Raw genomic sequence first — 22,086 nt, forward strand, 5'->3', positions numbered from 1 at the left:
GCCACGGCTTGCATGGAGCATGAATGGCAGAAGAAAGCGATCTCGAAAAGACGGAGCCAGCCTCACAGCAGCGCCTGGACAAGGCGCGCGAAGAAGGCACTGTCGTCCGGTCGCGCGAGCTGTCGACCTTCCTGATGCTCGGCACGGCCTTCGCCGGTCTGTGGTTCACATCGGGGCCGGTGGTCCAGGCGCTGGACTTAGGGCTGCGCAATTCGCTGCAGTTCGACCGGCGCGCGGCCTTCGAGCCCAGCCAGATGGCGGTGCAATTCGCAGGCTCTGTATTCCATGCCCTGCTGGCCATGCTGCCGCTGTTCGGCATGCTGGTCCTGATGGCGGTGGTCGGCCCGATGCTGCTGGGCGGCTGGCTGCTTTCGGCCAAGGCCGTGGCGCCTAAGTTCAGCAAGCTCAACCCTTTCTCCGGCCTGGTCCGGATGGTCTCCTCCCACACCCTCGTCGAGCTCGTCAAGGCGCTGGCCAAGACCTTGCTGGTGGGTGGCGTCGGCTATTGGGTGATCAAGGACAACTTCGACAGCGTGCTGGCGTTGATGACGCAGCCCGCTTCGGTGGCACTGCGCGATGCCGTCTGGCTGGTCGCCCGCAGCTGCGCGCTGACTGCCGGTGCGCTGCTGGTGGTCGCGTTGATCGACGTGCCGTGGCAGCTCTGGACGCATTTCCGCAAGCTGCGCATGTCGCGCGAAGAGCTGCGCCAGGAGCACAAGGAAAGCGAAGGCGATCCGCACATCAAGTCGCAGATCAAGCGCCTGCAGCAGCAGGCCGCCAAGCGCCGCATGATGGGCGAGGTGCCCAAGGCCGATATCGTGGTCACCAACCCGACCCACTTTGCCGTTGCCCTGCGCTACATCGACAGCGACATGCGCGCGCCACGTGTCGTGGCCAAGGGCACCGACCTGGTGGCGCTGCGCATTCGGGAGATCGCCGCGGAAAACGGCGTGCCGATCCTGGAGGCGCCTTCGCTCACGCGGTCACTCTACAAGCACACCCTGCTGGGCAGCGAGATTCCGGCCGGCTTGTACACGGCCGTGGCCGAGGTGCTGGCGTGGGTCTACCAGCTGCGCCGCTGGAAAGAGGAGGGTGGCGAGGCACCCCGTACGCCGTCGAACCTGCCGGTGCCCGCTGAACTCGAGATCCCGGCGGTGGCTGCATGAACGCGCTGGCCGACATGATGCGCTCGCCGTCCAAGCTGCTGCAGGGCAACTACATGAAGGGGCTGACGGGCCCGCTCCTGATCGTGATGATCCTGAGCATGATGGTGCTGCCGCTGCCGCCCGTCCTGCTCGACCTGTTCTTCACCTTCAACATCGCGCTGTCGATCATGGTGCTGCTGGTCAGCATGTACACCATGAAGGCGCTCGACTTCGCGGCCTTCCCGGCCGTGCTCCTTTTCTCCACCTTGCTGCGCCTGTCTCTGAATGTGGCGTCTACCCGCGTCGTGCTGATGCACGGCCACACCGGCCCGGACGCGGCCGGCAAGGTGATCGAGGCTTTCGGCCACTTCCTGGTGGGCGGCAACTTCGCCGTGGGCGTGATGGTGTTCATCATCCTGGTGCTGATCAACTTCATGGTGATCACCAAGGGCGCGGGCCGCATTGCCGAAGTCGGCGCACGCTTCATGCTCGACGCGATGCCCGGCAAGCAGATGGCGATCGACGCCGACCTCAATGCCGGCCTGATCGGCGAGGACGTGGCCCGCAAGCGCCGCAAGGAAGTGGCGCAGGAGGCCGACTTCTACGGCTCGATGGACGGTGCCAGCAAGTTCGTGCGCGGCGACGCGGTGGCGGGCCTGCTCATCATGGTGATCAACATCATCGGCGGCCTGATCGTGGGCATGCTGCAGCACGACCTGAACTTCTCGACGGCCGTGGAGACCTACACGCTGCTGGCCATTGGCGACGGCCTGGTGGCGCAGATCCCGGCGCTCGTGATCTCGACGGCCGCCGGCGTGATCGTCTCGCGGGTGACGACCGACGAGGACGTGGGCCGCCAGCTCACCGGGCAGCTCTTCTCCAACCCGCAGGTGTTGTTCCTGACGGCGGCCATCATCGGCTTGATGGGGTTGATTCCCGGCATGCCGAACGTCTCTTTCCTGCTCATCGCAGGCGGTCTCGCCTGGCTGGGGCGCAAGGTGATGCTGCGCAAGCCCGAGCCGACGGCCGAGCAGCAACAGCAGGCCAGCCAGGCAGCGGCCTCTGCCGTGGCCGCGCCCGAGTCGGCCGAAGCGACCTGGGACGACGTGGCGCTGGTCGAGCCGCTGGGCATGGAGGTCGGCTACCGGCTCATCCCGCTGGTCGACCAGGCGCAGAACGGCGAACTGCTCGGACGCATCAAGAGCATCCGCAAGAAGATCGCGCAGGAGCTCGGTTTTCTGGTGCCGGTCGTCCACATCCGCGACAACCTGGAAATCAAGCCGAACGCCTATGTGATCAAGCTCAAGGGCGTGGAGATCGGCCGCGGCGAGGCGTTCCCCACGCAGTTCATGGCCATCGACCCGGGCAACGTGAAGGGCACACTGGCCGGCACGCCGACCCAGGACCCCGCCTTCGGCCTGCCTGCCGTGTGGATCGAGGCCAACCTGCGCCAGCAGGCGCAGGTGCTCGGTTACACGGTGGTCGATGCGTGCACCGTGATGGCCACGCACCTGAACCACCTGATCCAGACCCATGCGGCTTCGTTGCTGGGCCGCCAGGAAGTCCAGCAGCTGCTCGACCAGATCGCCAAGACGGCACCCAAGCTGACCGAAGACCTGGTGCCCAAGGTGCTCACGCTCAGCGTGCTGCACAAGGTGCTGCAGAACCTGCTCGACGAGGAGGTGCCGATCCGCGACATGCGCACGATCCTCGACATCCTGGCCGAGCATGCGCCGACCGTGAAGGAGGCCATCGAGCTGACTTCGCTGGTGCGCCTGGCGCTGGGCCGTGCAATCACCCAGCAGCTGTTCCCTGGCGACGGCGAGCTGCAGGTCATCGGCCTGGACAGCGCGCTCGACGGCGTGCTGAACCAGGCGATGAACAACAGCAGCGGCATCGAGCCCGGCCTGGCCGAGGTGCTGATCAAGCAGGCCTCGGTCGCCATGGCCCGCCAGGAAGAAAAGGGCCTGCCGCCCGTCCTGGTGGTCCAGCACTCGCTGCGTGTGCTGCTCTCGCGCTTTCTGCGACGCAGCCTGCCTCGGCTCAAGGTGCTGTCGCAGGCCGAGATTCCTGATTCCCGAATCATCAAGATTACCGCCACCATTGGAGGACGAGTTTGACCCAGTCTCTCGACAAGAACGCAACGCGCAAGTTCGTTGCACCCACCGCCCGCGAGGCGCTGCGCCTGGCGCGCGAAGCCTTGGGCCCCGAAGCGATGGTGCTCAACAGCCGGCTGCTCGCCGACGGCATCGAGATCGTGGCGATGGCGCCCGACGATCTCTCCGAGGTGGTCGACCGCACGCCGCCTGCCCCAGCGTTCGTACCCGTCGCTGCGGCCGTACCGCCGCGCCCGGCCGTGCCTCCTGCGGCACCTGCAATCGTCCCGGCGCCTGCAGTCGCCGCCGAGGCCACGACCGGCAATGACGCCCTGCTGACCGAGCTGCACTCGATGCGCGGGATGATCGAAGAGCAGCTCGCCAGCGTGGTCTGGAACGACAAGCAGCGCCGCGATCCGCTGCGTGGCCGCTTGCTGCGCACGTTGCTGGGCGCGGGCTTCAGCGCCCGGTTGTCCAAGGCGATGCTGGAGAAGTTCCCGACCGGCCAGACGCTCGCCCAGGGCATGGCCTTCATCCGCTCGGAGCTCATCCGCGCGGTGCCTGTGCAGGCGGACGAAGACGCGCTGCTCGCGCAGGGCGGCGTGTACGCACTCATGGGTCCGACGGGCGTGGGCAAGACCACCACCACGGCCAAACTGGCGGCGCGCTGCGTGATGCGCTTCGGTGCCGACAAGCTGGCGCTGGTGACCACCGACGGCTACCGCATCGGCGCCTACGAACAGCTGCGCATCTACGGCAAGATCCTCGACGTGCCCGTGCACGCGGTCAAGGACGCGGCCGACCTGCAGCTGGTGCTGCACGATCTGCGCGACAAGCACATGGTGCTCATCGACACCGTGGGCATGAGCCAGCGCGACCGCGCCGTGCCCGAGCAGATCGCCATGCTCAACAGCGGCCACCGGCCCGTCAAGCGCCTGCTGCTGCTCAACGCGACCAGCCACGGCGACACGCTCAACGAAGTCGTGCACGCGTACCGCCATGCGGCGGGCGGCGCCGAGCTGTCGGGCTGCATCTTCACCAAGGTCGACGAAGCCACGCACCCGGGCGCGCTCATCGACACGGTCATCCGCCATCGCCTGCCGGTGCATTACGTCTCCAGCGGCCAGAAGGTTCCCGAGAACCTGATGCTGGCCGACCGCGAGTCGCTCATCGACAGCGTGTTCCAGGCGCACAGCCGCAGTGCGCTGTTCGTGCCGGGCGAGGCCGATCTGCAGGACCGCGCCGAGCCGGCCGCCGAGACCGTGGCGTTGATGGCGAACGAGCAGGCCGAGTCGGAGCGCCTGCGCCATCGCTACCAGAAGCTGATCCAGGCCATGGCGCACGACGCCGAGGAGCTTGGCGCCATTGCCCAGTCGCTGGAGGAGGCCCCGCTGGGCTTCGTGGAGGCGCGCGATCTGTGGCGTTTTGCCGGCGATGCGGGCGTGGCCCATGGTGACGTGGTGCAAAAGCTCGGCACGGGCCGCCTGACCGCGGCCACCGGGCAATGCGACCGCCATGTGCTGGCGCTCACGGGCCAGGCATCGCTGCGCGCAGGCGATGAGGCTTTCGTCTGCCATGCCTCGCTGTTGCTGTCGGACCGCAACGGACTGCCTTTCGCCATGCCCAACCAGTGGCTGGCCACCGCATCGGTGCGCGATCCCAAGGACCCGCAACGCCATCAAGGTGCGCGGCAGGTGCTCTGGGCCAGCCAGCAGCCCACACCGCTGCCGATGGTCCATCTGCTGACCAAGGCGCCCAGCATGGACATGGCGCTGCAATGGCATCTGAACGGTGTGCGCTGGCTCGCCCGCGCCGCGGCATCGACCGTGGTCACCGACCATCGCACCGGCATGTCGCGCGTGCTCTCGCGCCTGGACTTCAGCTTTGGCGCCGCGCGGCCCGTGAGCTTTCGCGGCAAGGTCGTGTTGCAGCGCGAAGCGCAGGTCGACGTGATGCTGCGCCCGGGCATCGCGGTGGCGCAAGCGGCCGACGCGCCCCTGCTGCGCTGCGTGGCCGTGCAACTCCTCGACCCACGCACCCACAAGCTGCTGAGCCAGTGTTTCATGCTGTCGAATCTGGCAAGCGAGGTGAGCGCCGAACAATTGGCGCGCTGGAACGCCTGGGGCCTGGAGGCCGAAGGGTGCTTCCGCCTGCTGCGGCACGGCGCAGCGGCGCTCGGCGGCCTGGGCGAGCTCGGCGACCCCGAACTCATGAAGCGGCTGATGGCCATGGGGCAGGTGTGCACCACGGTGTGGCGGTTGCTCCAGACGCAAGCGGCATGGGCTGCACGCAGCCGTGCCTTGCTGGTGCGGTTGACTGGCCGGATCACGCGGGGCGACCGCCCGCTCCCCGGGAGCATCGCCTTCGCGGGCATGGGCAAGCTGTTCCTGCTGCTCGATGCGCTGGGCAGCGAGCCCGCACAGGCCATGCAAGTCGCGGCGGTGGGCCATGTTGAGTGAGGCCGGCTGCATGAGCCCTTGGATCGCCGATCAGGCCGAAGGATTGCGCCGGCTGCTGGTGAGAACACCCACGCGTGTGGTCGCAGTGGCCAACACCGGCTGGCAGGCTGGCTCGAGCACGGCGGTGCGCAACCTGGGCGCAGCGATGGTGCGACAGGGCAAGGACGTGACGATCCTGACGGAATATGCCGAAGGCACGATGCCTCCCGAAGCGCTCGCAGCGGTCGTCACGGGCAACGGCGCGGGCCATCCCGGCAGCCTGACCCTGCGGTCGGCCAGCGCGGTCGACACGGGCGCCGTGGCGGCGTTGTGCAGCCAGGCGCGCTGCGACGTGGTGCTGATCGACGCCGCCCTGGATGCGGCGGGTGGGCTGTCGCCGCTGGGCTGCGCGGCCGACGAGGTGATGCTGGTGCTCAAGCCGACTGCGCCTTCCATCACGTCGACGTTCTCGGGCATCAAGCGACTGCATCAGGCGCACGCGTTGCGGCAGTTGCGCGTGCTCGTCAACGGCGTCACGGGCGTCGACCAGGCGCGCCAGATCATGCGCAACCTGGACCAGGCGGGAAGCCGCTACCTCACGGTGGCGCTGCGGCCGGCCGGCTGGATCCGCTTCGACCCGCATGTGGTCGATGCACGTCTGCTGGGCGAGAACGTGGTGGATTCCTTTCCAGGCAGCGAGGCCGCGGAGGACTTCCGGCGCGTGGCCGACGGTATCTGGCGCTGGACCGACGTGCCCGCCGCCATCTCCCCACGTGCCGGCAGCGGGCAGAGCAGCTCGCGCAGTGCGTCATTGGCCTCGGGCCTGCGTCCGGCGCTGCATGCGGCGGCTCGCTGAGCCAGGCGTATCGAATCGAATCAAGGTGCTTATGTACACAGCTCAGGGAAACATCGAGAAATCCCATCTCCTCAAGCAGCACCAGCCGATGGTGCGGCGCATTGCATTGCAGATGATGTCCAGGCTACCGGCGAGCGTGGAGCTCGACGATCTGATCCAGGCCGGCATGCTCGGCCTGCTCGATGCCTCCAATCGCTACGAGGACAACCGTGGCGCGAAGTTCGAGACCTTCGCGGGCCAGCGCATTCGCGGAGCGATGCTCGACGAACTGCGCGCCAACGACTGGGGTTCGCGCGGCCTGCGGCAATCGGCGCGGCGCGTGGAAAAGGCGGTCCAGGCGCTGGAACACCGTCACGGACGTGCACCCTCCGAGGCGGAGATCGCACAGGAACTGGCGCTCGACCTCGAGTCCTACCGCAGTCTGCTGCAGGAGATCCGTGGTTGCCAGTTGCTCTACGTCGAGGACTTTTCCAAGGACGATTCCGAGAATGCCTTTCTCGACCTGTTCGCCAAGGAAGCGCGGATGGACCGCTATGGCGGCTCCGATCCCGAGGAGCAACTGCTCGAAAGCGATCTGCGCCAGCAGCTGGTCGCTGCAATCAAGGCGTTGCCCGAGCGCGACCAGTTGCTCATGAGCCTGTACTACGAGCAGGAGCTGAACCTGCGCGAGATCGGGGCCATTCTGGAGGTGAGTCAGAGTCGCGTGTGCCAGCTCCACGCCCAGGCGATCAGCCGCCTGCGGGCGCGGCTGCGGCCTTGAAGCGGTCTCTGGCGAACGTGTCAGATCGCCCCTCACGCCAACTCAGAAAGACAACTGGTAGCTCAGTTGCACCATGAGCGTGGAAGGTGCGGTGCGCCCATCCATGCGGTAGCGTGGCAGGAAACTGATGTCGAGCCCGAGACGGGTGCGCCGTTCCGTGATCGATGCGAGCGGCAGCACGAAGGGCACGATCTTGCGTTGAAGCACGGTTTCCAGATACAGCTCGTTCGGGCTCGCCGGGCAGCTTGCCGCATTGGGTCGGTAGCCGGAAGGACAGTAGGTGACGCGGCCGGCAGGCGCCTCGCCCTTGATCGTGGTCCGATACCACAGGCCCGCGGCCACGCCCGCGTCGAGCGAGAAACTCCCCCAGCTGGCCAGCGGCCAGGTGCGGCCCCAGCCGACCATCAAGCCCGGTTGGTCATAGCTGTCGCGCAACGCCGTGGCAAAGAGGATGTCCCGGCGAGCGGGTGCATCAGCACCGGACTGCAGGCGCTGTATGCCCATGCCGAAGTTGCGGCTCTCATAGCCGCGACGCGCCGGCACGATCCGCCGCGTGCACTGAGTGCCGCCCGCGTCCTCGCTGCATTGCTGCACGCCGTACGCCGGCACCTCGATGCGCCCATCTGCGCGGCTTGAATGCCGCGACAGGCCTGAACCCACCAGTCGCCATTGCACGTCCGTGTCTTCGCGTTCGGCCGCCTGCGCTGAAGACCCGGCGCCCATCAGGGCAGCCAGGAACGTGGGGGCGAGTGATTTCATCAAGGTCCTCGGAGTCGTTGGGCATGCGCGCACGTTCCTTTGTCGGCATTCAGGGAGAAAACTGAAGGTGACCGCCGATGGATCGCCCCAGCCCATGCAATGGAATGGGGCACAGGACCGACATGAAAGTCACGGATTCGTGAACAAAAAGTGAAGTCTCGCCCTGTGTGCCGAACAGACGCTCAAAGGCAGGGCTGCTGTGCCGATAGAGGGACCAGACCCATCTTTCGGATTCATGATGAAACCTCTTCCATCCCCGTCCTTCGATTCGAATCCTGTCGAAGCCGATGCACATCCGGGCGTGATGCGCGCCGCGCCCGAGCGCGCGGACCGCCGTCCCTTCATCCGTCGTGCCGCCTTCGTCGGGACGTCCCTGGCTTCGGCCGTGCTGGCGGCCTGCGGTGGGGGCGGTGGCGGCTCCGGCACGACGACGGCGAGTGGCGCCGGCTCCGGCACGACCACCGTGGGTGGCGCCGCCAGCACGCCATCGGATCCGGTCGCCGTGGCCGAAGCCGCGGCCACGGCGGCTGCGGCACGATTCCTTTTGCGAGCCCAGTTCTCTGCATCGGACAGTGACATTGCCGCGGTCCGATCCCAAGGCGAGGCGGGGTGGCTCGCGGCCCAGTTCGCTGCGCCAGCGACGACCGCCGGATGGGACTGGATCAACGGCCGACCCCGCGGCGCCCTGACCATCGACGACATGCTCTGGAATCAGCTCATGTCGTCCTCGGACGCCGTGCGAAAGCGCGTGGCCCTGGCGCTGAGCGAGATCTTCGTCGTCTCCGCCACGGTGATCACCTACTGGCCTGATCTGATGTATGCCGCCTATTGGGACATCCTGAATGCCGGCGCATCGGGCAACTTCCGCACGCTCCTGGAGAACGTGACCCTGAGTCCGGCCATGGGCTACTACCTCAATTCCGCGGGCAGCCAGAAAGAGAATGCAGCGGGCCGCATGCCCGACGAGAACTACGCCCGCGAGGTGATGCAGCTGATGACCATCGGGCTCTATCAGCTCGAGCAGGACGGCAGCGTGAAGAAGGGCGCCGACGGCCTTCCGCTCTACACCTACACGCAGGACGATGTGGTCAACCTGGCGCGCGTCTTCACGGGGTACAACGTCGACATCCTCGCGTCGGAGCGCGGCACATTCAACATCCCTGGCTCGTCGACCATGATCGAGAGCAACGCCTGGACGCGGCGCCCGATGGCATTGACCGCCTCCAACCACTCCATGCTGGCCGCCACCTTCCTCGGTACGACGGTGCCCGCCAACACGGAAGGAAAAGCGGCCCTGGGCATGGCGCTCGACGCACTGTTCAACCATCCCAACGTCGGCCCATTCATCGGCAGGCAACTGATCCAGCGGCTGGTCACCAGCAACCCCAGCCCGGCCTACATCGCGCGTGTCGCCCGTGCTTTCGCCAGCAACAGCGCCGGCGTGCGCGGCGACATGCCCAGCGTGGTGATGGCCGTGCTGCTCGACCCGGAGGCGCGTGGCACCGAGGGCCTGGCGGACCCGAAGTTCGGAAAGCTGCGCGAACCCATGCTGCGTTTCGTGCAATGGGGCCGCACCTTTCGCGTCGATTCCAAGCTGGGCACGTGGAAGATCGGCAGCACCGCCAACGACACCAGTCTCGGCCAGAGCCCCTTGCGTTCGCCCTCGGTCTTCAACTTCTTCCGGCCCGGCTACGTGCCGCCATCGACGGCCATGGCGGGGACGGGTCAGGTTGCGCCGGAGTTCCAGCTGGTCAACGAGTCCAGCGTGAGCGGCTATCTGAACTTCATTCAGCGGGCGATCGGCACCGGTTTCAACAACCGGGATGTCGTGGCCGACTACACGCCGGAACTCGCCCTGGTGCTCGACCCGGTGGCGCTGGTGGCACGGTTGAACCTGCTGCTGACGGCCAACCAGCTTTCCGCATCGACCTGCGACCTGATCGCCACGGCGCTGGGCACTCCCGCGCTCACCACGGCGAGCTCTGATGCCGCCAAGAACAACCGTGTGTACGCCGCGATCCTGCTGGTGATGGCATCGGCCGAGTACATCGTTCAGAAGTAAGGAGCATCTTCATGCATGTCATCGATCCTCATGGCGCGTCGCGCCGTGCTTTCCTGCGCCGCAGCGGCCATCTGGCCATCGCCGGCACCGCCATGCCCTTCGCGATGAATCTGGCCGCAATGGGTGAAGCCGCCGCGCAGTCGGCCTCCGACTACAAGGCGCTGGTGTGCGTCTATCTCAACGGCGGCAACGACTATGCCAACACCGTGGTGGGCTATGACAACGCCACTTACGACGCGTACAGCGCCATCCGCGCCGGGGGTGCCGGTCGCACCGCTGGCGGCATCGCGCTCGCGCAATCGGCGCTGGCGGGCACGGTGCTCAATCCGACCACGCCGCTGGCCGACGGCCGCCGGTACGCGTTGCATCCGGCCATGTCGCAATTGGCCAACCTGTACAACGCCGAGGGTGCCGTGGCCGTGCAGCTGAACGTCGGTCCGCTGGTGGTGCCGCTGACGCGTGCGCAGTACAACAACCCAGACCGCACCAAGTACCCGCTGCCGCCCAAACTGTTCTCGCACAACGACCAGGCTTCGTTCTGGCAGTCGGCTTCGCCCGAAGGTGCCACCGTGGGCTGGGGTGGCCACATCGGCGACCTGATGATGGGGCAGAACGCCAATTCCCTCTTCACCTGCATCTCGACCTCGGGCAACGCGGTGTTCCTGTCGGGGGACACGGCGCTGGCCTACCAGGTCAGCACCACGGGGGCGATCCCGATCAATGGCGTCAAGAGCGACGTCTTCGGCTCGTCCTCGGTGCGTGCGGCGATGACCCAGCTCATCCAGCAGACCCGCTCGCATCCAATGGAAAACGAATACAACCGTGTGGTGGCGCGCTCGGTGGCCACCGAAACGCAGATCAACGCCGCCAAGGGTGCGGCCTATGCGAACGGGCAGCCCGGGGTGGGCGGCGCCTTCCCGCTCGGCTCGCCCGCCGCGATCAGCTACCCAGGCGGCAGCTACACGTCCAACACGCTGGCCTCGCAGCTTGCCATGGTGGCGCAGCTCATCCGAGGGCGCAACACGCTCGGCGCGCGCCGCCAGGTGTTCTTCGTCTCGATGGGCGGCTTCGACATGCACGACAACCTCATTGCCGATCATCCGGTCCTGCTGGCCCGTCTGAGCGATGCCATGACCGCCTTCCATCGCGAGATGGTCGCTCAGGGCCTGGGCAACAGCGTGACCAGCTTCACCGCCTCGGACTTCGGTCGCACGCTGGCGAGCAACGGTGACGGTTCGGACCACGGCTGGGGCAGCCACCACTTCGTGGTGGGCGGCGCGGTGCGCGGGCGCGACCGCTTCTACGGCAAGGCTCCGGTGATGAGCATCAACAACAACCCGTCATTGCCCGGCTACGAGGGCCATGTCGGCCAGGGCCGGTTGATTCCAGGCACCTCGGTGGACCAGTACGCGGGCACGCTGGCCAAATGGTTCGGCGTGGGCGATGCCAACCTGTCGGCCATCCTGCCGAACCTGAAGAACTTTAATTCGGCGGACTACCCGCGCGACCTGGGCTTCATGGGCTGACGGCGGCGCCACCTGCAACGCTGGTCGCCGCACGAGCCGCGAAACCGTGAAAGGAAGAGAGGACTCTCATGAACGCTGATCTCGACATCGACGAGCGCATTGCCGCAGCGCTGCCACGCGATTTTCCGCAGGACTTCTTCGTGGAGATGAGCCGCAACATCTGCGACCATTGCAAGAACGTGTTCAAGGGCCGGCGCAATCGCACGTTGTGCGCGTTGTGTGTGACGCCGCCCGATCTGACCGGCGGCGGTCAGTTTACGACTTCATGACACATGCGTGCGGGACTGCCTGTCCAATAGATGGCCTGTCGAGCTCGCGGGCCGGCTCGCGATGGCGGCTGGCGGGCCTGAGCGAGGTGAATTTGTGCTGATTGACGTCCTGGGTCTTCAAGTTCCAATGCGCAGTGCCGACAAAGATCCGACGCCCGACGTTTCATTCACCTCATCACGAAAGGCGACCATGCACTTGAGCCGGCTACTTGCGTTCGCTACAGGAACGTGTGTGCAAGCTCGCCCATGGACGAGTGGCGGGACATGATCATGTCGCAAGGCAGAGTGCCCAAGGAGATTCTGCTCTCGCGGTTGCAGGCCAAGCGTGCGGCCGAGGCTGCTGCAGGCGCGCCGGCGGACCCACGTCCGGGGCATGCCGTGGCACGCATTCTGGCGCTGGCGTGTCGGCGCGTGAATGCCATGCTGTTTTCCCGCACCATGACCCTGGCCCTGACGATGCTCGCGTGTGCGAGCGTTTGGGTGGCATGCGTGCTCGTTTCCTGCAAGCTCGCGGAGTCTCGCGGGCTGGAGGCGTCGCGTGACAGTGCCGCCGAAATGTCCGTCAGCGTGCTGACATCGGTAGAGCGCATCGCGGGCCAGGTGGACGGCGTGTTCGAAGACATGGCCACGATGGGTGCCGATCTGCCGCGTTGTGGCGACGCCGACATGGCGCTCATGCACCGGTCGCAGGTGCGCTCGGCCTACATCGGGGCGGTGGCACGGGTGTCCGAGGCCGATGGCCGCATGCAGTGTTCGACCATGGGCGCTGCGGCACGCGGATTCGACCTGGGCATGGCCGACTTCGTCAATCCGGGCGGCATCACCTGGTACCAGCATGTGCGCCCGCCATGGCTGTCGAACGCCGATTTCATCGTCATGGTGCGTGACGATGTGGCGGTGTTCGTGCTCAACGACGTGGTCACCAGCATCCTCGCGACCTCGGCGGACACTGCATTGGGTGCGTTCTCGCGCAGTGGCGGGCCGATGGTTTTCCACCGCGGACGTTTCGATCCCGAGTGGGCCCGGTCATTGCTGCGCTCCGGCATGAACAGCTCCTTCGACGGTGCAGTACTGGTCGCCATCTCACCGTCGAAACACACCGACTATGTGTCCTTTGTTGCCTTCCCCGCCGAACGGGTGGATGCGGCCGTACGCAACGAGCAGCGCGTGATGGTGCCGCTGGGTGTGTTCATCGGCACGGTCTCGGCGATCTGCTTGTTCCTGTTTCTGCAACGCATGACGTCGATGGCGGCAGCGCTGTGCCGTGCATTGCCGACCGAGCGCGTCTTCATGCACTACCAGCCGATCGTCGATCTGCGCACTTTACGGTGCATCGGCGCGGAGGCGTTGATGCGATGGCAGCGCAACGAGCAGTTCATACCGCCCGACCGCTTCATCGTCGCGGCCGAGCGTGCCGGGGTGATCAACCGGGTCACGCGCCGCGCGATCTCGCTGGTCGCCCGCGATGCGTCCGAATTGTTGCGGCTGTATCCGGATTTCCACATCAGCATCAATCTTTCGGCGCAGGACCTGTGCGTGGGGCATGCCGTCGAATTGCTGCAGGACCTGCTCAGGGTCACGGGCCTGCCGGCGTCCAACTTCTGGGTTGAGGCCACCGAAACGGGCGTGCTCGAGGCCAGCGAAGCGGCCAAGGTGATCGCCCAGATCCGCGGCATGGGCATTCGTGTGGCGGTCGATGATTTCGGAACGGGCTATTCCAGCCTGGCGATACTCGACAACATCCGCCCCGACATGCTCAAGATCGACAAGCAGTTCGTCGCCACCATCGTGGATGGCTGCGCGGGCCGCGAGGTGGTGATGGCGATCATCGCGCTGGGCAAGTCGCTCGGCCTGGACATGGTGGCCGAAGGGGTCGAAACCCAGGAACAGGCCGACTTCCTGCTGGCCAACGGGGTGCGCTATGCGCAGGGCTGGCTCTTTGGCAAGCCGGGACCCATCAGCGCGCTCAAGCCGATGTCGTTGTGACAGCGCAGCGCACGGGTCGGCCGCCGTGGCCACACTCAGCGCATGCGCTCGCCGTCGCGCACCGACTCGACCATGCCCTGGTTGAAACGCACGATCGCCAGGAAATTGCCTGAGCCCCGGTGAAAGGTCCACTCCTCCATCGGAATACAAGACTGCGACAGCAGCGCCTGGGGCGGGGTGCCGCGATAGGGTGACAGGTACCAGTCGGCTTGCAGCCGTGGCACGCAGACAATGTCCTTGAACGCAGGCTCGCCGCATTTCTGCAGCAAGGAAAAGCGTGACTCGCCGATGCTGACCAGGAAGCCGTTGCAGCTGAGGGACTGCGCCGCCGCCGCGGGAACATGGCTCACGGCCCACAGTGCGAACAGGCCGGCACAGAGGCTGCTGGCGCGAGCAAGGCGCCGCAACGCACGGCCAGCCGAACGTGCCCCTTCGTGTACCACCCGCCTCATCGCTTCTTGCGCTGGGCGTCGTATCGAGCCCAATAGCCGAAGGCCTCTTCGTGCACTTCGATGTCCACTTCCGACACGCGAGCCTGGATGCGTTCCTGCACGTCGGCCACTGCGCGGTTGTAGACCACCGGGCCGATCTCTTCCAGGAAAAAGCCCAGCAGCGCGCCGGCCGCCACGTTGCCGATGCGTTCTTCCATGTGTTCGGCGAAGTAGCGTTCGATGGAGGTGATGGCCTGCTGGCGCGCTTCGCGGGAGATCTCGATGGTCATGGTCGCTTGCAAGGGATCGCTTCGATCCCCTGATTATGGCAAGCGGGCCTGGCCTCAGTGGGCTGTCGCTGCAACCGGTGCGGTCCGGGCCTTCCTGGCCAGCTCGAGCTTGGCAATGGCGTTGCGGTGCACTTCGTCCGGGCCGTCGACGATGCGCACGGTGCGCTGGTGGGCGTAGGCTTCGGCCAGCCAGAAGTCCTGGCTGACGCCTGCCGCGCCGTGGGCCTGGATGGCCCAGTCGACCACCTTGCACGACATGTTCGGAGCGACCACCTTGATCATCGCGATTTCGGCACGCGCCTCCTTGTTGCCCACGGTGTCCATCTTGTGGGCAGCGTTGAGCGTGAGCAGGCGGGCCTGGTCGATCATGCAGCGCGACTCGGCGATGCGCTCGTGCCAGATCGACTGCTCGGCCAGCGGCCGGCCGAAGGCCACGCGCGAGCGCAACCGGTCGCACATCAGTTCGAGGGCGCGTTCGGCTGCGCCGATGGAACGCATGCAATGGTGGATGCGTCCCGGGCCCAGCCTACCCTGGGCAATCTCGAAGCCGCGGCCTTCGCCCAGCAGGATGTTGCTGACCGGCACGCGCACGTCTTCGAGCAGCACCTCCATGTGGCCGTGCGGCGCGTCGTCGTAGCCGAACACGGACAGGTGCCGCAGCACCGTGACGCCTGCCGTGTCGCGCGGCACCAGCACCATCGACTGCTGCGCGTGGCGCGGCGCGTCAGGGTCTGTCTTGCCCATCACGATGAAGATCTTGCAGCGTGGGTTGCCCGCGCCTGACGAGAACCACTTGCGGCCGTTGATCACGTAGTCGTCGCCTTCGCGGCGGATCGTGCACTGGATGTTGGTTGCGTCCGATGACGCCACCGCCGGCTCGGTCATCAGGAAGCCCGATCGGATCTCGCCGGCCAGGAGCGGCTGCAGCCACTGGTCTTGCTGTGCGGGGGTACCGTAGCGCTCGATGGTTTCCATGTTGCCCGTGTCGGGTGCCGAGCAGTTGAATACTTCGCTCGACCACGAGACGCGGCCCATCACCTCGCACAGCGGCGCATAGTCCAGGTTCGAGATGCCGGGCACGCCACGGTGCGCGTGCGGCAGGAACATGTTCCACAGCCCGGCGTCGCGCGCCAGCGGCTTGAGTTCCTCGACCAGCGGCGACACCTGCCACGGATTGCCCTGACGGCGGAACGCGTCCATCTCCGCGTGGTGGCGCGCTTCGTTGGGATAGATGTGCTGGTCGAAGAAGGTCTGGAGGCGATCGACGAGGTCGCGGGTCTTGGCAGAGGGTTCGGCAAACATCGAGGTCCTTGTGGGTTCGCGGGCACAACGCCCGATGGACCGGAATTGAAGCACCCGCACTGCCGGCCGCGCGGTCGCTCAAGCGACGCCGCAGGCGGCATGCTGACACCTAGGCGTCAGGCAGTGCGCTGCACCCCGCACCACCGCGCCATGAACACGGCAAGCACCGCGGTCGTTTGCATCATGCTGTCGATCGATGCCCATTCGTCGATGCCGTGGATGTTGGCGCCGCCCGAAGGGCCGTAGCAGATCGCGGGTGTCTGACCGTAGAGATTGAAGAATTTCGCATCGGTGGTGCCCGTGAACGAGGTCGGAAGCGCCGGCTTGCCCACCACGTCCGCATGGCACTGCGAGATGGCGGTGACGATGGGGGCATCGTCGGGCACATGGCAGCCGTCGGCCTGAAAGCCTTCGTAGACGATGCGGTACTGCAGCGCAGCGTGTGCCGGATGCGCTTCGTAGGCGGCCGCCAGCAGGGCCTCGACCTCTTGCTTGACCTTGCCGACCTTCATGTCCGGATAAAAGCCGATGCGCACGTCGGCCCGGCAGGCCGAAGGCACCGAAGACGCCCATTCGCCGCCATGGATCTTGCCCAGGTTGAAGTTCACCGGGTGCTTGTGGTGCGCAAAACTGCGGTAGCGTGCGCTCGGGGCGTTCCACTTCTCCTCGAGCTTTTTCAGCGCACCATAGAGATACATCGTGAAGTCGATGGCACCGACGCCCGTCTGTGCGACTGAGGCATGCACGGGTTTGCCCAGCACCTCGATGGCCAGCCACAGCACGCCGAGCTGGCAGGTCATGACACCGTTCTCCGAAATCGGCTCGGGGATCACGGCCGCATCGGCGCGGTAGCCTCGCACCAGGCAGGCCAGGGCGCCGTTGCCGGTGCATTCCTCCTCGATGACCGACTGGAAGTAAACCGGCGAAGCAGGTTCGAGGCCCAGCGACTGCAGGGCCTTGTAGGCCATGGTGTAAGCCACGATGCCCGCCTTCATGTCCGAAGCACCGCGGCCGTACACGCGGTCGCCCTCGACAGTGGCGGAGAACGGCGCGTGCGTCCACAGCACCTGCGCACCCGTGGGCACCACGTCGATGTGGCCGTTGAAGATCAGCGACCGCCCGCGGGGCGGCCCGGCTGGCCGATGGATGCCCACGACATTGGTGCGTCCCTCGTACGAGGCGATCGAGGGTGAATAGCCAGGATGGGCGCGCAGCGCGTCTTCGTCGATCTGGAATTCGTCCACTTCCAGGCCGAGCGCGGCGAAGACCTGTGCCATGCAGGACTGCGCGCTCTGTTCATGGCCGAGCAAGGACGGATGCGCAACCAGCTCGCGCAGCAGCGCGACACTGTCGGCGCGCAGTGCATGGGCGGCGGCGACGATGTCCGCCTCGTGGATGGAGGGGTCGGTGGGCAGTCCGGCGGCGTGGGGGGTGTCTGGCATGGTGGGCGTCATTCTTTCACCGGAGCAATCCCCGTGCCGCCAAGTGGGCGCCGTTCAGCGCCACTGCAACAGAAGCGCCCATGGCTGGCGGCTCATGTGCCGGTCGACGCAGCCGGTGGCGCCCTCGGCACAGACCTGCGGCAGGTAGGACGGATCCAGGCGCAAGGTGCCGGGCGCGAAGACCAGCCGGCGCCGCGTGACTGACTGAAGCACATTGCCGCCGATCGTGTCGAAGCCTGTGGCGTCGACGGCCACCACCACGTCGCAATGCATGCGCAAGGCGCCGCCGTCGCTGCGTCGCCGCATCAGGGCCTCACCGAGCTTGTCGAAACTGTCGAGTCCGGCGTCTGAAGCGCGGGCCTGGCAGGCCAGGTCGCCCACGCGTGGCGTTGTCTGCGGCAGGTCGCAGGCCCGCATGGCATAGGCCGTGGGCGGCGCGTCGGTGCTTTCAGCCAGCGTGGTCTGCCAGGCCGCCGCCGCGTAGTCGGCATGCGCGGGGGAGAAAGCGAATTCTCCGGCTTCCAATCCCGCCTGGCGTGCCACCCAACTGATGAAGGCGGCCGACCACGGCGTGTCGATGACCGCGACGCGGTCGAGCGCCGTGGACATCGCTCGCAGTTCGTCCGAGCTCAGCCCCTCATCGGAGCCCACGCCCAGTCCCTGCAGGCGTGCCGACGTGGCCTGGTTCAGCGCCTGTTGGAGCAAACTGCGATCGGCGGGGCGCCAGGCACCGAAACGCACCAGCGATGGCAGGTGTTCGTCCTTCCGGTCGACCGCGTCCCAGTACTGCAGCACCCGTTGCCAGGGCGCTATCGCGCCGAGAGTACGCCGGGTGTCTTCGCCTTCGGCATCGCCGGACTGCAGGAGCCGGCCTTCGGCGTCGAGCGTCTGGTTGCCGAAGGCCTGCTGCTGCGTGACGGCGGCTGCGGCCATGGCCAGCGCGCGGGGCGGCGGTGCGCGCTGTGCCGTGGCGAGGCACGCCGGGCTGGCATGTGCGCCAACGACGACGGCAGCGAGCAGGCCGCAGGCGAGCGCCGGGGACGGGAGGAGGGGCCGGGCCGGATGCGAAAGGTGCAGCCGTGAAAGCGAGAGCAGGAGGGGGCGCATGGGCACGCCAGCATAGCCGCAGCGGTCGCCCTTGCCATCGCGGTGCCTGTTTCGTGGGCACCGTGTTGCAGCGCCTGCCGCACAACGATCCATGACGAATCGCCGGGGCATGTCCACAAGGTTGTCCACAGGAGGGGTGGACAACCTCACGGGCGCGGCCTGCAGCGGCCCGCAACGTTCATCCGATGGCAACATTGAGGGATCGGCGTGCAAAGTCGCCTAACATCGCCCTGTGAACCTGCCTGCCGCCATCGATGCCCCCAGCGCCCGCGCGCTGATCGCTTTGCTTACCGCACGCCTGGAGGCCGAAGGCATCGTCCATCTGCGGCGTCCACCGGCTGCACCGACCACCTGCTGCGGGCGCGGATGCAACGGCTGCGTGTGGGAGGGTTATCTGCAGGCCGTGTGTGGCTGGCGTGACGAGGCACTGGCGAGCCTGGTTGCCCGTTGAGAGGCATCGAGCGGGCGCCGTGTGTGCCTGTTTGCCGTGTGCGCCGCTTCACCAGTCGCTGCCGCTGTCGTCCGAGCCTCCGCCGCTCGATCCGCTGTTGTCCCAGGTGCTGTCGTCCATGATGCCGAAGTCGTTGCCGCCCAGGTCGGCGCCGGTGTCGGGGCCGAGGGTGTTGGCGAACGCCGGCGCTTCGTTGCGTGGCGAAACGATGTCGCTGCCGGGCGCATCGCGATGGCTGAAATGGCGCACGGCTTCTTCGACCGCGACCGCTCCCAGCCCCATGGCAGCGCCCGTGACGAGTGCGCCGCCCAGACCGCCGCCGAAGCCAGAGGACGGCGCTGCAGCGCCGTAGGCCGGGCCGGCTGTGGCTGACGGCGCGTAGCCCTGCGGGCCCGTGGCATACGACGGCATGGCGTAGCCCGGCGCGGGAGCCGGGCCCATGGCCTGGCTGGGCAGGGGCGCACCACCGCCGCGCAGGCGGCGCAGCATCCAGGCGCCAGCGGCGAGCAGCAGCACGACCAGTCCGACCTTGGCTGGCGTTCCCATGCCCCCGGTGTCTGCGGTGGTGGCCGCGGCGGAGGACAGGCCGGGCGTCGAACGGTCGGGCGTTTTCGCCGGCACCGATGCCGATGCATCGATCTTCTCCAGAAGACCGGCCACCGCCTGCGGCTTGGCGAAGGGCAAGCCCGGTGCCAGTTCGTTGGCGCGCGTGTACTCGGCTTTCGCCTGGCCGATGTGCCCCTCCTTGGCCAGCAGTTCGGCATGGACGAAATGCGCCTTGGCGCTTTGCGGGTGCGCGACGAGCACCTGCGCGATCATGGTGTCGGCCTGGGCCAGTTGGCCGCCATGCGCAGCCTTGTAGATGTCATCGATGGTCGGTTCGCCCACCTTGGGCGCGGGGCCGCCCTGGGCCAGCACCGCGACCGGCGCGGCGAGCGCCAGGACCAGGCTCATTTGCAGAACGATACGTGGATACATGAAGGACCTTTCAGCGCGCACGGGTGGTGTGCAGCGCTCGACTGGACCATGCGCGACTTAAAACTCGCTTAACCCGCCCACGTTCGGGAGGGCGGCCTCTTCAGGTTCCGGCCCGCATGCCGATAGTCCAAGGGTCAACCACTTCATTTTTCGGATGTCGACCATGTCTGCTTCAATCACATCGGGTTCTCTGTCGATTGCAAAGAAGCTCGGCATCCTCACGGTCAGCGCCATCGTGGGCGTGCTGGCGCTGACGGCGGTGTTCCTCGTGTCCGAGCGCCAGATGATTCTCGACGAGCGCCAGGCCAGCGTCCGGCAGGTGGTCGAGGTCGCGCACGGCGTGGTCACGTATTACCACGGCCTTGCCAGCAAGGGCGCAATGAGCGAAGTCGAGGCGCGCCAGCAGGCCATGCAGGCGCTCAAGGCAATGCGCTACAGCGGCAGCGAATACGTGTGGATCAACGACATGACGCCGCGCATGGTCATGCACCCAGTCAATCCCGCCCTCGACAACAAGGACCTTTCGGGCAATCAGGATCCGACGGGCAAGCGTCTTTTCATGGAATTCGTGAAGACCGTCGAGACAAGCGGCGCTGGTTTCGTGCCCTATCTTTGGGCCAAGCCGGGCAATGACAAGCCGGTTCCAAAGATCTCGTACGTGTCAGGCTTCAAGCCCTGGGGCTGGGTGATCGGCTCGGGTGTCTACATCGACACGGTCGACAGCGCCATCGTCGAGCGCAGCGTGGGCTTCGCGCTCGGTGCGCTGGCGCTGGCTGCCGTCCTGATGACGATCGGCTGGTTGATTTGCCGGGGCATCCTGCGTCAACTGGGAGGCGAGCCGCTGCAGGCCGTCGGCATCACGCGTCAGATCGCCGAGGGCGACCTGACGGTGGCGATCGACCTGCGAAAGGGCGACGCGTCCAGTCTCCTGCATTCGATCCGCACCTTGCGTGACAGCCTGGCCAAGGTGGTCGGCGAAGTCCGCGGCGGGACCGAAACCATTGCGACGGCGTCCAACCAGATTGCCGCAGGCAACCAGGATCTGTCGTCGCGCACGGAACAACAGGCCAGCTCGCTTGAAGAGACGGCCGCGTCGATGGAAGAGCTCACCAGCACGGTCAAGCAGAACGCGGAGAACGCCCGCCAGGCCAACCAGCTGGCGGTGTCGGCGTCGGACGTTGCCGTGCGCGGCGGGGGCGTGGTGAACCAGGTGGTGCACACCATGGGGGCCATCAACACGTCCTCGCGCAAGATCGTGGACATCATTGGCGTGATCGACGGGATCGCGTTCCAGACGAACATCCTGGCGCTGAATGCGGCGGTGGAGGCCGCACGCGCAGGCGAACAGGGCCGAGGCTTCGCGGTGGTGGCGGCGGAGGTGCGCAACCTCGCTCAGCGCTCGGCCGCGGCGGCCAAGGAGATCAAGGGCCTGATCGACGACTCGGTGAGCAAGGTGACCGAGGGCAGCCAGCAGGTGGCCGACGCGGGCCGCACGATGGAAGAGATCGTCGGCAGCGTCAAGCGCGTGACCGACATCATGGGTGAGATCACCGCGGCCAGCCAGGAGCAGACCACGGGCATCGAGCAGATCAACCAGGCGATCGCGCAGATGGACCAGGTGACGCAGCAAAACGCGGCGTTGGTGGAGGAGGCCGCCGCTGCGGCAGGAGCGTTGCGCGAGCAAGCGGCCAGTCTGGTGAGCACGGTCAGCGTGTTCACCGTGCGGGGGGACGCGGGCGTGTAGCCCTTGGCGCGTCGTCCGTCGCACCCTGAGCGCGCCTGCGCCGGGGGTGGCAAAATCGCACGGATCGACCACCGAAACCTATGACCGAAGCCACGTCCCGTCCACCTCTTCCCGACCACCTCTGCGCCGATCCGCGCAGCCCCCACCACGACGCCGCCGTATTCGAGCACGACATCGGCATCCGCTTCAACGACAAGGAGCGGCTCGACGTCGAGGAATACTGCGTGAGCGAGCGCTGGATCAAGGTGCCCGCGGGCAAGACGCTCGACCGCAAAGGCAAGCCGCTTTTGATCAAGCTCAAGGGCAAGGTCGAGGCGTTCTATCGCTAGCTGCACCCCGTCTTTGCCAGCGCCGCCGACGGCGCGCTCGCTTTGACAGATATGCTATGGCCCACGCACCGGCGCCCGGCGCTGTGAGCGAGACAGATCAACCCGTCAGTTCCAG

Annotated in this window: 19 protein-coding genes; 12 read left to right on the top strand and 7 right to left on the bottom strand. The window is 66.7% G+C overall.

All coding sequences use genetic code 11. The features are described 5' to 3' along the window. Window positions 1-23: 23 nt before the first annotated feature. The 5 genes from flhB to J2W36_RS22850 are packed head-to-tail and all read left to right on the top strand — an operon-like array spanning window position 24 to window position 7,295. Window positions 24-1,166: a flagellar biosynthesis protein FlhB gene (gene flhB / locus J2W36_RS22830; RefSeq protein WP_307692066.1), complete on the top strand. Its 1,143-nt coding sequence runs from the start codon at window positions 24-26 to the stop codon at window positions 1,164-1,166. Continuing rightward, entirely contained in the window at window positions 1,163-3,265 is a 2,103-nt protein-coding gene (gene flhA / locus J2W36_RS22835) for a flagellar biosynthesis protein FlhA (protein ID WP_307692067.1), read from the top strand. The genes flhB and flhA overlap by 4 nt, the downstream gene beginning before the upstream one ends. After that, window positions 3,262-5,700 (top strand): flagellar biosynthesis GTPase FlhF, encoded by a 2,439-nt coding sequence (gene flhF / locus J2W36_RS22840; RefSeq protein WP_307692068.1) that lies wholly within the window; start codon window positions 3,262-3,264, stop codon window positions 5,698-5,700. Before flhA ends, flhF begins: the two co-directional genes overlap by 4 nt. 10 nt (window positions 5,701-5,710) lie before the next feature. After that, entirely contained in the window at window positions 5,711-6,535 is an 825-nt protein-coding gene (locus J2W36_RS22845; RefSeq protein WP_307692069.1) for a MinD/ParA family ATP-binding protein, read from the top strand. Between the two features lie 31 nt (window positions 6,536-6,566). Beyond that, window positions 6,567-7,295, top strand: coding sequence for an RNA polymerase sigma factor FliA (locus tag J2W36_RS22850; protein WP_307692070.1), 729 nt, complete (start codon window positions 6,567-6,569; stop codon window positions 7,293-7,295). A gap of 42 nt (window positions 7,296-7,337) precedes the next feature. On the opposite strand, the gene J2W36_RS22855 is transcribed toward J2W36_RS22850, so the two are convergent. Further along, a complete protein-coding gene (locus J2W36_RS22855; RefSeq protein ID WP_307692071.1) occupies window positions 7,338-8,054 on the bottom strand; it encodes a hypothetical protein in 717 nt (238 codons plus the stop codon). Between the two features lie 238 nt (window positions 8,055-8,292). On the opposite strand from J2W36_RS22855, the gene J2W36_RS22860 reads away from it, so the two are divergent. From J2W36_RS22860 to J2W36_RS22875, 4 genes are all read left to right on the top strand, one after another. Next, window positions 8,293-10,116, top strand: a complete 1,824-nt coding sequence (locus J2W36_RS22860; RefSeq protein WP_307692072.1) for a DUF1800 domain-containing protein — start codon at window positions 8,293-8,295, stop codon at window positions 10,114-10,116. 11 nt (window positions 10,117-10,127) lie between these two features. Next, window positions 10,128-11,642: a DUF1501 domain-containing protein gene (locus J2W36_RS22865; protein WP_307692073.1), complete on the top strand. Its 1,515-nt coding sequence runs from the start codon at window positions 10,128-10,130 to the stop codon at window positions 11,640-11,642. A gap of 68 nt (window positions 11,643-11,710) precedes the next feature. After that, window positions 11,711-11,911: a hypothetical protein gene (locus J2W36_RS22870; RefSeq protein WP_307692074.1), complete on the top strand. Its 201-nt coding sequence runs from the start codon at window positions 11,711-11,713 to the stop codon at window positions 11,909-11,911. A gap of 270 nt (window positions 11,912-12,181) precedes the next feature. Then, window positions 12,182-13,897, top strand: a complete 1,716-nt coding sequence (locus J2W36_RS22875) for an EAL domain-containing protein (RefSeq protein WP_307692075.1) — start codon at window positions 12,182-12,184, stop codon at window positions 13,895-13,897. A gap of 35 nt (window positions 13,898-13,932) precedes the next feature. Here J2W36_RS22875 and J2W36_RS22880 read toward each other — a convergent pair whose 3' ends face one another. The 5 genes from J2W36_RS22880 to J2W36_RS22900 form a co-directional block, all read right to left on the bottom strand. Beyond that, a complete protein-coding gene (locus J2W36_RS22880; RefSeq protein WP_307692076.1) occupies window positions 13,933-14,247 on the bottom strand; it encodes a DUF2845 domain-containing protein in 315 nt (104 codons plus the stop codon). A gap of 98 nt (window positions 14,248-14,345) precedes the next feature. Then, the gene (locus J2W36_RS22885) at window positions 14,346-14,618 is read right to left on the bottom strand and encodes a DUF2164 domain-containing protein (protein ID WP_307692077.1); all 273 of its coding nucleotides are present in this window, start codon (window positions 14,616-14,618) and stop codon (window positions 14,346-14,348) included. Window positions 14,619-14,672: 54 nt separating this feature from the next. Further along, a complete protein-coding gene (locus J2W36_RS22890) occupies window positions 14,673-15,920 on the bottom strand; it encodes an acyl-CoA dehydrogenase family protein (protein WP_307692078.1) in 1,248 nt (415 codons plus the stop codon). A gap of 116 nt (window positions 15,921-16,036) precedes the next feature. Next, a complete protein-coding gene (locus J2W36_RS22895; protein ID WP_307692079.1) occupies window positions 16,037-17,362 on the bottom strand; it encodes an ArgE/DapE family deacylase in 1,326 nt (441 codons plus the stop codon). Between the two features lie 54 nt (window positions 17,363-17,416). After that, window positions 17,417-18,469, bottom strand: coding sequence for a DUF2272 domain-containing protein (locus J2W36_RS22900; RefSeq protein ID WP_307692080.1), 1,053 nt, complete (start codon window positions 18,467-18,469; stop codon window positions 17,417-17,419). A 232-nt stretch (window positions 18,470-18,701) separates the two neighbouring features. Between J2W36_RS22900 and J2W36_RS22905 the strand changes: the two genes are divergently transcribed. After that, window positions 18,702-18,920, top strand: a complete 219-nt coding sequence (locus tag J2W36_RS22905; protein ID WP_307692081.1) for an oxidoreductase-like domain-containing protein — start codon at window positions 18,702-18,704, stop codon at window positions 18,918-18,920. A gap of 48 nt (window positions 18,921-18,968) precedes the next feature. Here the strand turns inward: J2W36_RS22905 and J2W36_RS22910 are convergent, their stop codons facing one another. Beyond that, complete coding sequence (locus J2W36_RS22910) at window positions 18,969-19,898, bottom strand: hypothetical protein (protein WP_307692082.1); 930 nt, start codon at window positions 19,896-19,898, stop codon at window positions 18,969-18,971. Window positions 19,899-20,061: 163 nt separating this feature from the next. On the opposite strand from J2W36_RS22910, the gene J2W36_RS22915 reads away from it, so the two are divergent. Both J2W36_RS22915 and J2W36_RS22920 read left to right on the top strand, forming a co-directional pair. Next, window positions 20,062-21,642: a methyl-accepting chemotaxis protein gene (locus J2W36_RS22915; RefSeq protein ID WP_307692083.1), complete on the top strand. Its 1,581-nt coding sequence runs from the start codon at window positions 20,062-20,064 to the stop codon at window positions 21,640-21,642. Window positions 21,643-21,722: 80 nt separating this feature from the next. Beyond that, window positions 21,723-21,971: a DUF3297 family protein gene (locus J2W36_RS22920; RefSeq protein WP_307692084.1), complete on the top strand. Its 249-nt coding sequence runs from the start codon at window positions 21,723-21,725 to the stop codon at window positions 21,969-21,971. Window positions 21,972-22,086 lie beyond the last annotated feature (115 nt).

The organism is Variovorax ginsengisoli (assembly GCF_030811835.1).
Taxonomy (GTDB): Bacteria; Pseudomonadota; Gammaproteobacteria; order Burkholderiales; family Burkholderiaceae_C; genus Variovorax; species Variovorax ginsengisoli_C.

Excerpts from the sequence above, each read along its gene's own strand:
- flhB (WP_307692066.1), top strand. The coding sequence starts at position 24 with ATGGCAGAAGAAAGCGATCTCGAAAAGACGGAGCCAGCCTCACAGCAG.
- flhA (WP_307692067.1), top strand. The coding sequence starts at position 1,163 with ATGAACGCGCTGGCCGACATGATGCGCTCGCCGTCCAAGCTGCTGCAG.
- J2W36_RS22845 (WP_307692069.1), top strand. The coding sequence starts at position 5,711 with ATGAGCCCTTGGATCGCCGATCAGGCCGAAGGATTGCGCCGGCTGCTG.
- J2W36_RS22850 (WP_307692070.1), top strand. The coding sequence starts at position 6,567 with ATGTACACAGCTCAGGGAAACATCGAGAAATCCCATCTCCTCAAGCAG.
- J2W36_RS22855 (WP_307692071.1), bottom strand. The coding sequence starts at position 8,054 with ATGAAATCACTCGCCCCCACGTTCCTGGCTGCCCTGATGGGCGCCGGG.
- J2W36_RS22860 (WP_307692072.1), top strand. The coding sequence starts at position 8,293 with ATGAAACCTCTTCCATCCCCGTCCTTCGATTCGAATCCTGTCGAAGCC.
- J2W36_RS22865 (WP_307692073.1), top strand. The coding sequence starts at position 10,128 with ATGCATGTCATCGATCCTCATGGCGCGTCGCGCCGTGCTTTCCTGCGC.
- J2W36_RS22870 (WP_307692074.1), top strand. The coding sequence starts at position 11,711 with ATGAACGCTGATCTCGACATCGACGAGCGCATTGCCGCAGCGCTGCCA.
- J2W36_RS22875 (WP_307692075.1), top strand. The coding sequence starts at position 12,182 with ATGTCGCAAGGCAGAGTGCCCAAGGAGATTCTGCTCTCGCGGTTGCAG.
- J2W36_RS22885 (WP_307692077.1), bottom strand. The coding sequence starts at position 14,618 with ATGACCATCGAGATCTCCCGCGAAGCGCGCCAGCAGGCCATCACCTCC.
- J2W36_RS22890 (WP_307692078.1), bottom strand. The coding sequence starts at position 15,920 with ATGTTTGCCGAACCCTCTGCCAAGACCCGCGACCTCGTCGATCGCCTC.
- J2W36_RS22895 (WP_307692079.1), bottom strand. The coding sequence starts at position 17,362 with ATGCCAGACACCCCCCACGCCGCCGGACTGCCCACCGACCCCTCCATC.
- J2W36_RS22900 (WP_307692080.1), bottom strand. The coding sequence starts at position 18,469 with ATGCGCCCCCTCCTGCTCTCGCTTTCACGGCTGCACCTTTCGCATCCG.
- J2W36_RS22910 (WP_307692082.1), bottom strand. The coding sequence starts at position 19,898 with ATGTATCCACGTATCGTTCTGCAAATGAGCCTGGTCCTGGCGCTCGCC.
- J2W36_RS22915 (WP_307692083.1), top strand. The coding sequence starts at position 20,062 with ATGTCTGCTTCAATCACATCGGGTTCTCTGTCGATTGCAAAGAAGCTC.
- J2W36_RS22920 (WP_307692084.1), top strand. The coding sequence starts at position 21,723 with ATGACCGAAGCCACGTCCCGTCCACCTCTTCCCGACCACCTCTGCGCC.